Below are 8,754 nucleotides of genomic sequence, written 5' to 3' on the forward strand. Positions count from 1 at the left end.
AAGACGTGCCCACCGTGCCGCCCGCCCTCGTGCCGGTCATCGTATCCACACCCCGAGACTCGCCACACCCTGTCACCGAGTTGTCACTGCATACACAGCGACAACGCGCCTGCGATCAGTTTGGTTCCCGGAATCCCGCGTTCTCACACGCATTTGGACACACTGAGTCATCAAAGAGCAGGAATTCACGGCGATTTGACTACTCTCCGCTCATCCATCCGGTCATTACGGCCAGCAATCGATCGGTATCCACAGGTTTGGTCACATAGTCCGATGCGCCCGCTTCGATGCTCTTCTCCTTGTCGCCCTTCATCGCCTTCGCGGTCAGCGCGATGATCGGCAGCCCCGCGAACTGCGGCATCCGGCGGATCGCCTCGGTCGTGGCGTAGCCGTCCATCTCCGGCATCATGATGTCCATCAGCACCACGGCCACGTCCTCGTGCTGCTCCAGCACCTCGATGCCCTCGCGGCCGTTCTCGGCGTACAGCACCGCGAGCCCGTGCTGCTCCAGCACGCTCGTCAGCGCGAAGACGTTGCGGATGTCGTCGTCGACGATGAGCACCTTCTCACCGCGGAACGTGCCCTTGAAGCGCGGCGCCGCCGACCGCTGCGGCACGTCCTTGCCCAGCCCGCCGTTCACGGAGAGGGCGCCCGAAAGGGCCCCAGGCGCCGCTGAGGCGTCCCGGGCGCCCGCCTCGCCCGTCTGCCCGGCGGGCTGCCCCGCGGCGCCTGAGCGCCCGTCAGAGGACTTCCTCGTACGCCCCGAGGGCGGCGCCTCCACCTCGGCGACGGCGGCCGCCGTCGCCGCCTCGGCCTGCTCCAGGCCCGCCGCGAGCGCGCTCGTGACGGCGCCGCCCGTGCCCGGCAGCCCGGGGGCCGGCAGCTCGGTCGGGTGCAGCGGCAGGTACAGCGTGAACGTCGAGCCGCGGCCCGGCTCGCTGTCGACGTGGATCTCGCCGCCCAGCAGCCGGGCGATCTCCCGGCTGATCGAGAGCCCCAGCCCGGTGCCGCCGTACTTCCGGCTCGTCGTGCCGTCGGCCTGCTTGAACGCCTCGAAGATCACGCCCATCTTGTTCGACGGGATGCCGATGCCCGTGTCCGTCACCGAGAACGCGATCAGCTCGGCGTCCGGGTCGCGCAGCGCGCCCTGCTCCAGCAGTTGTTCCTTGATGGCCTGCGGGACGTCGTCCCGCGCGGTGCGGATCAGCAGCTCCACCGCACCGCTGTCGGTGAACTTCACCGCGTTCGACAGCAGGTTGCGCAGCACCTGCAGCAGCCGCTGCTGGTCGGTGCTGAGCGTCGCCGGCGGGTCCGGCGAGACCCGTACGGAGAAGTCCAGGCCCTTCTCCGCCGTCAGCGGCCGGAACGTCGCCTCCACGTAGTCGACGAGCTGCACCAGCGCGATCCGGGTGGGGCTCACGTCCATCTTCCCCGCCTCGACCTTGGACAGGTCGAGGATGTCGTTGATCAGCTGCAGCAGGTCCGAGCCCGCGCCGTGGATCGTCTCGGCGAACTCCACCTGCTTGGGCGTCAGGTTCCCGTCGCCGTTGTCGGCGAGCAGCTTCGCCAGGATCAGCAGCGAGTTCAGCGGCGTGCGCAGTTCGTGCGACATGTTCGCCAGGAACTCGGACTTGTACCGCATCGAGACCGCGAGCTGCTCGGCCCGCTCCTCCAGGCCCTGCTTGGCCTCTTCGATCTCCACGTTCTTGATCTCGATGTCGCGGTTCTGCCGGGCCAGCAGCTCGGCCTTCTCCTCCAGCTCCGCGTTCGACTCCTGCAGCGCCTTCTGCCGCACCTCCAGCTCGCCCTGCCGGTCGCGCAACTGCGCGGCCAGCTCCTGGGACTGGCTGAGCAGCACCTCGGTCTTGGAGTTGACGCTGATGGTGTTGACGCTGGTGGCGATGACCTCGGCGATCTGGCCGAGGAAGTCCTTCTGGATCTGGGTGAACGGCTGGAACGACGCCAGCTCCACCACGCCCAGCACCCGGCCCTCGAAGATCAGCGGGAGCACGATGACATGCGCCGGCGGCGCCTGGCCGAGCCCCGAGGCGATCTTCAGATACCCCTTGGGGACGTTCTCGACGACGATCGGGCGCCGCTCCTGCGCGGCGGTGCCCACCAGCGTCTCGCCGGGCCGCAGGATGTGCGGCAGTTCGTTCCCGGAGTGTCCGTACGAGCCGATCATGCGCAGCTCGTACGCGTCGTCCCCGCTGGCGGCGCCGATCTCCACGACGGCCTCGGCGCCCGAGCGCTGGACGAGGAAGAACGCGCCGTGCTGCGCGGCGACCACCGGCGTCAGCTCGCTCATGATGAGCCGCGCCACGTCGGCGAGGTCGCGGCGGCCCTGCAGCAGGCCGGAGATGCGGGCGAGGTTGCCCTTGAGCCAGTCCTGTTCCTTGTTGGCGATGGTCGTCTCACGGAGCTTCACGATCATCGTGTTGATGTGGTCCTGCAGCTCCATCATCTCGCCGTAGGCGTCCACGTCGATCTTGAGGTTCAGATCGCCGCGGGTCACCGCGGTGGCCACCTGTGCGATCTGCCGCACCTGACTGGTGAGGTTGTTCGCCATCAGGTTGACCGACTCCGTGAGGTCCTTCCAGATCCCGGAGACCCCGCGCACCCGCGCCTGCCCGCCGAGGCGGCCCTCGGTGCCCACCTCGCGGGAGACCCGGGTCACCTCGTCACCGAAGGACGAGAGCTGGTCGACCATCGTGTTGATCGTGGTCTTCAGCTCCAGGATCTCGCCCTGCGCGGCCACGTCGATCTTCTTCGACAGGTCGCCGCTGGCCACGGCGGTGGTCACCATGGCGATGTTGCGCACCTGGTTGGTGAGGTTGGACGCCATCGAGTTCACGGACTCGGTGAGGTCCTTCCACGTACCCGAGACACCCGGCACGCGGGCCTGGCCGCCGAGCCGGCCGTCGGTGCCGACCTCGCGGGCGACGCGGGTGACCTCGGCGGCGAACGACGACAGCGTCTTGACCATGGTGTTGACGGTGGCCGCGAGCTGCTGGACCTCGCCGCGGGCCTCGACTGTGACCGTACGGGTCAGGTCGCCGTTGGCGACGGCGGTGGCGACCTGGGAGATGTTGCGCACCTGACTGGTCAGGTTGACCGCCATCTGGTTGACGTTGTCGGTGAGGTCCTTCCAGATGCCCGAGATCCCGCGCACCCGCGCCTGGCCGCCGAGCTGGCCCTCCGTGCCCACCTCGCGCGCCACCCGCGTGACCTGCTCGGCGAACGACGACAGTTGGTCGACCATCGTGTTCACCGTCGTCACGAGTTCGAGGATCTCGCCCCGCGCGTCGACCGTGATCTTCTTGGAGAGGTCGCCGCGCGCCACCGCGGTGGTGACCTCGGCGATGCTGCGCACCTGCGACGTCAGGTTGTTCGCCATCGAGTTGACGGACTGGGTGAGGTCCTTCCACGTACCGGAGACGCCCTGGACCTCGGCCTGGCCGCCGAGCTTCCCCTCGGTGCCGACCTCGCTGGCGACCCGGGTGACCTGGTCGGCGAACGACGACAGCTGATCGACCATCGTGTTCAGGGTGTTCTTCAGCTCCAGGATCTCGCCCCGCGCGTCCACGTCGATCTTCTGGGACAGATCGCCGCGCGCCACGGCCGTCGCGACCTGGGCGATGCCGCGGACCTGGCTGGTCAGGTTGCCGGCCATGAAGTTGACCGAGTCCGTCAGGTCCCGCCAGACGCCGGCGACGCCCTGCACCCGGGCCTGCCCGCCGAGCCGGCCCTCGGTGCCCACCTCGCGCGCCACCCGCGTGACCTGCTCGGCGAACGACGAGAGCTGATCGACCATCGTGTTGACGGTGTTCTTCAGCTCCAGGATCTCCCCGCGGGCGTCGACCTCGATCTTCTGCGACAGATCGCCGCGCGCCACGGCCGTCGTCACCTGGGCGATGTTGCGGACCTGACCGGTCAGATTGCTCGCCATCGAGTTGACGGAGTCGGTGAGGTCCTTCCACGTGCCCGAGACGCCCTCGACGCGCGCCTGGCCGCCGAGGCGGCCCTCCGTGCCCACGTCCCGCGCCATCCGCGTGACCTGGTCGGCGAAGGAGGACAACTGGTCCACCATCGTGTTCACGGTGTTCTTGAGCTGGAGCATCTCGCCGGAGACGTCCACCGTGACCTTCTGCGACAGATCGCCGTTCGCGACCGCCGTCGTCACCTGCGCGATGTTGCGGACCTGACCGGTCAGGTTGCGGAAGGCCGTGTTGACCGAGTCGACGAGGTCCTTCCACGTGCCGGCGGCCCCCGCCACCTGCGCCTGCCCGCCGAGCTCTCCCTCCACGCCGACCTCGCGGGCGACCCGCGTGACCTCGGCGCCGAAGGACGACAACTGATCGACCATGGTGTTGACGGTGTTCTTCAGCTCCAGCATCTCGCCGGAGACGTCCACCGTGACCTTCTGCGACAGATCGCCGCTGGCCACCGCCGTCGTCACCTGCGCGAACTCGCGCACCTGCCGGGTGAGGTTGGAGAAGGCGGTGTTCACCGAGTCGGTGAGGTCCTTCCAGATCCCCGCCGCGCCCGGCACCTGCGCCTGCCCGCCGAGGCGCCCCTCCGCTCCGACCTCGCTGGCCACACGCGTCACCTCGCCGGCGAAGGTGCGCAGCGTCTCGGTCATCGTGTTGATCGTGTCCGCGAGCTGGGCGACCTCGCCGCGCGCGCTGACGGTCACCTTCTGCGACAGGTCGCCGTTGGCGACCGCGGTGGTGACCTGCGCGATGCCGCGCACCTGGGCGGTCAGGTTGCCCGCCATCAGGTTCACGCTGTCCGTGAGGTCCTTCCACACGCCGCCGACGCCCTCGACCTGCGCCTGCCCGCCCAGCTCGCCCTCGGTGCCCACCTCGCGGGCCACCCGGGTCACCTCGGAGGAGAACGCGGAGAGCTGGTCGACCATCGTGTTGACGGTGTTCTTGAGCTCCAGCATCTCGCCGTCGACGTGCACGGTGACCTTGCGCGACAGGTCGCCCTTGGCCACGGCCGTGGTCACCAGGGCGATGTCGCGGACCTGGGCCGTCAGCCGGTACGCCATGGTGTTCACGGAGTCCGTGAGGTCCTTCCAGGACCCGGACATCCCGCGCACCTTCGCCTGGCCGCCGAGTTTGCCCTCGGTGCCGACCTCGCTGGCGACGCGCGTCACCTCGTCCGTGAACACGGAGAGCTGGTCCGCCAGCCCGTTGACCGTGCGGCCCATCTTCAGCACTTCGCCCCGCAGCGGGTGCGGGGCGCCGTCCTGGCCCTGCGGCCGCAGGTCCATGCGCTGCTGCAGATCGCCGTCCGCCACCGCCGTGAGCACCCTGCCGACGTCGGCCAGGGGGCGTACGAGATCGTCGACCAGCGCGTTCGACGCGTCGACCGCCGCCGCCCACGACCCCTCGCAGGGCCCCGCGGACAGCCGCTCGGCGAGCTTGCCCTCCCGGCCGACCATGCGCCGCACCCGTGACAGCTCGCCGGTGACGTGGAGATTACGCTCCGCCACCTCGTTGAAGACCTCGGCGATCTCCGACATCACGCCGTCGCCGCCGACCCGCAGGCGCTTGCGGAAGTTGCCGTCGCGCATGGACTCCAGAGCACCCAGCAGGCGATACAGCGAGGCCGTATCGACCTCTGTCGTCCCGGAGGGCGTCCGGGAGCGTCCGCCCTTCGTACGCGGACTCACGCCCGGCGCGCTCGCGTCAGACTCCACTGTGTCCCTCCCGCAGGGTCGACGTTCGCCTCGGGCTCCCTCCGAAGCCTTCCCAGTGTTTCACCCCGGCCCTGGCAGGCCATAACAGTTCGGCGGCTAAGGCGCACTTTCCGAGTGTTAAGAGAAGGATCCGGCATCTGTCCGCAGGGTGAAGGTAAGTACCCTGGCATCCGCCGTCCATCCCTTCAGCCGGGAGAGTGGCACATCGAGAGGAGAGCTGGTGACCACCGCGCGGGCTGCGGCCACCTTCGAGCCGGTCGGGCGCTCCGTCGCCGCGGCCAGGACCTTCGTCCGCGACACCCTCCAGGGCTGGGGCTACCCCGAGGCTACAGACGACGCCGTCGTACTGACCAGTGAACTTGTGACGAATGCCATAATCCATGCCGGTACAGCAGTAGACGTCCTTTGTATCCGATTGCCTGACGCGGTACGGGTCGAGGTCGCGGACCGGCACGCCGAGCGCGAGTTGCCGCTGCACAGCCCCACGCTCCAGCACACCCCCCTCGACCGCGAAGGCGGCCGCGGCCTGATGCTCTGCGCCGCCCTCGCCAGCCGCTGGGGCGTCGACTACACCGCCGAGCACAAGCGCGTCTGGTTCCAGCTCGCCGTCGCCGAGCCGCCCGCCGGCACCCGCGCCGCCGGCCCCGAGCTGCCCGTCGACGAGCTGCCGCTGACCGAGGAGCGCATCCGCGTCGCCGTCGTCCGCATCGACCGCGGCGGCCTCGTCAGCGAGTGGAACGACGACGCCCGCGACCTCTTCGGCTACGAATCGGAGAAGGTCATCGGCAAACCCCTCGGCGACCTCGCCGCCTGGCCGCACACCCCGGGCACCGGCACCGGCCTGGTCGAGGCGCTCCAACTCTCCCGCTGGGAGGGCTCGTACGGCATCCGCTGCAACGACGGGCGCGTCACCCCCGTCTACGCCTCGCACATGCGCCTGCGGAACTCGGCCGGCGACCCGTCCACGATCTGCCTCATGGTCCGCGACCGCGAACGCGCCATCCTGCAGACCCCGCTGCGCGCCCCCGCGGGCGACAGTCCCGGCAGCGACGGCCGCACCGGCGCCTTCCCCGGCGGCGACTCCTTCGAGGCGTTCATCGGCACCCCCTCCCCCGACGACCTCGACGGCCTGCTCCAGCGCACCGTGGAGCGCGCCCGCGACATGCTCGCCGGCGACGCCGCGTACCTGCTGCTCGCCACCGACGACGAGACCGAACTCGAGGTACGGGCCTCCACCGGGCTGCCCTCCGCCCGCCAGCGGTTCGCCCGCGTCGCCGTCGAGACCGGCGCCGGACGCTACGGCTCCGCCCGCCTCCCGTCCGTCCACGAAGACCTCATGGCCGACCCCGGCGCCGTACCCCTGCTGGCGGCCACCGGCATGCGCTCCGTCGTCTCCGTACCGCTGAAGGTCGAAGGCCGCCTCACCGGCTCCCTCGGCGTCGCCGCCGAGGTGCCCGGCCGCTACACCAACGAGGAAGCGCTGCGACTCCAGTTCGCCGCCGACCGCATCGCGCTCGCCGTCGAGTCCGCCCGCCTCGGCGAACTGGAACGGCTGCGCCGCGGCTCCCTGTCCTTCCTCGTGGAAGCCTCCGACCTGCTCGCCGGCACCCTGGACCGGGACCAGACACTGGCCCTCATGGCCCAGATGATCGTCCCCACGCTCGCCACCTGGTGCGCCGTCTACACCCTCCCCGAACAGGCCGAGCCCGAACTCAGCTACGTCCTGCACGAGGACGAGGAGCGCATCGACGACCTGCGCGCCCTCCTCTCCCGCATCGACCCGCCCGACGCCGTCCTCGTCCCCGGCGCCCGGCTGTGGCGCGGCCCGGGCGACGCGGCGCACACGCTGGCGATGCGCAGCTCGTTCCTCAGCCTCAGCATCGCGGGCAACTCGACTCTCGCCGAGGAGGCCGAGACCTCCCTCGCCACGGCGGCGACCGTCGGTGGTGAAACCGTTGTGCTGCCGCTCGTCGCCCGCAACCGCGTCATCGGCATGCTCGTCCTCGGCAAGCCGACCGACGAGCACTTCCGCCAGGAGATCCTCGAACTCGCCGAGGACCTCTCCCGCCGAGCGGCCCTCGCCCTCGACAACGCGCGCCTCTACTCCGAGCGCACGACCATCAGCCAGTCCCTGCAGCGCAGCCTCCTGCCCCCGGGCCTGCCGGACATCCCCGGCGTCGAGGTCGAGGTCATCTACCGCCCCGCGGGCGAAGGCAACGAGGTCGGCGGCGACTTCTACGACCTCTTCGAGATCCGGGACGGCACCTACGGCTTCGCCATCGGAGACGTCTGCGGTACGGGCCCGGAAGCCGCCGCCGTCACGGGCCTGGCCCGTACGGCACTGCGCCTGCTGGCCCGCGAGGGCTTCGGCGGCCCGGCGGTACTGGAACGCCTCAACGCCGCCATCCTCGACGAGGGCGCCCGCGGCCGCTTCCTGACCCTCCTCTACGGCGAACTCTGGCCCCAGCCGGACGGCAGCGCCGTCCTCAAAACCGTCTGCGCCGGCCACCCGCCCCCGCTCCGCCTGCGCCCCGACGGCACGGTGGAACAGGCCACGGAATCCCAGCCGTTGCTGGGTGTCATGGACGACCTGGAACTCCACAGCGAAGAATGGGTCCTCGCCCCGGGCGACGTCCTCCTGTGTGTCACGGACGGTGTGACGGAACGCCGCGAAGGCACCCGCATGCTCGGCGACGAGGGCCTGATCGACGTCCTCACGACATGCACGGGCCTCACGGCGGGCGCGGTGGCGGCCCGGGTCCTGCGCACGGTGGAACGCTTCGCGGCGGAGCCGGCGTCGGACGACATGGCGATCCTGACGATGCGGGTGCCGGGCCAGATGAACGGGAACGGCGAGTAGGCGAAGGGCCCCGGGAAAGGGGCCGGAAATGACTCGACCCCCGGACGGTGTCCGGGGGTCGAGTACTAAAGATTGTTCGGCGGTGACCTACTCTCCCACACGGTCCCCCATGCAGTACCATCGGCGCGGTCGGGCTTAGCTTCCGGGTTCGGAATGAGACCGGGCGTTTCCCCAACGCTATGACCAC

General features: G+C 70.0%; 2 protein-coding genes and 1 rRNA gene. 1 reads left to right on the forward strand and 2 read right to left on the reverse strand.

The window, feature by feature from the left end; translation table 11 throughout:
• Nucleotides 1-199 precede the first annotated feature (199 nt).
• Nucleotides 200-5,581, reverse strand: coding sequence for a HAMP domain-containing protein (locus ABGA99_RS35775; RefSeq protein ID WP_347584251.1), 5,382 nt, complete (start codon nucleotides 5,579-5,581; stop codon nucleotides 200-202).
• A 346-nt stretch (nucleotides 5,582-5,927) separates the two neighbouring features.
• On the opposite strand from ABGA99_RS35775, the gene ABGA99_RS35780 reads away from it, so the two are divergent.
• On the forward strand, nucleotides 5,928-8,567 hold the full coding sequence (locus ABGA99_RS35780; protein ID WP_347581717.1) for a SpoIIE family protein phosphatase: 2,640 nt from the start codon (nucleotides 5,928-5,930) through the stop codon (nucleotides 8,565-8,567).
• Nucleotides 8,568-8,641: 74 nt separating this feature from the next.
• Here ABGA99_RS35780 and rrf read toward each other — a convergent pair.
• Nucleotides 8,642-8,754 (reverse strand): 5S ribosomal RNA (gene rrf / locus ABGA99_RS35785); the annotation flags it as partial.

It is taken from the genome of Streptomyces sp. B5E4, assembly GCF_039871555.1.
Lineage (GTDB): Bacteria > Actinomycetota > Actinomycetes > Streptomycetales > Streptomycetaceae > Streptomyces.

Coding starts and splice junctions, on each gene's coding strand:
- ABGA99_RS35775 (WP_347584251.1), bottom strand. CDS start 5,581: ATGCGCGACGGCAACTTCCGCAAGCGCCTGCGGGTCGGCGGCGACGGC.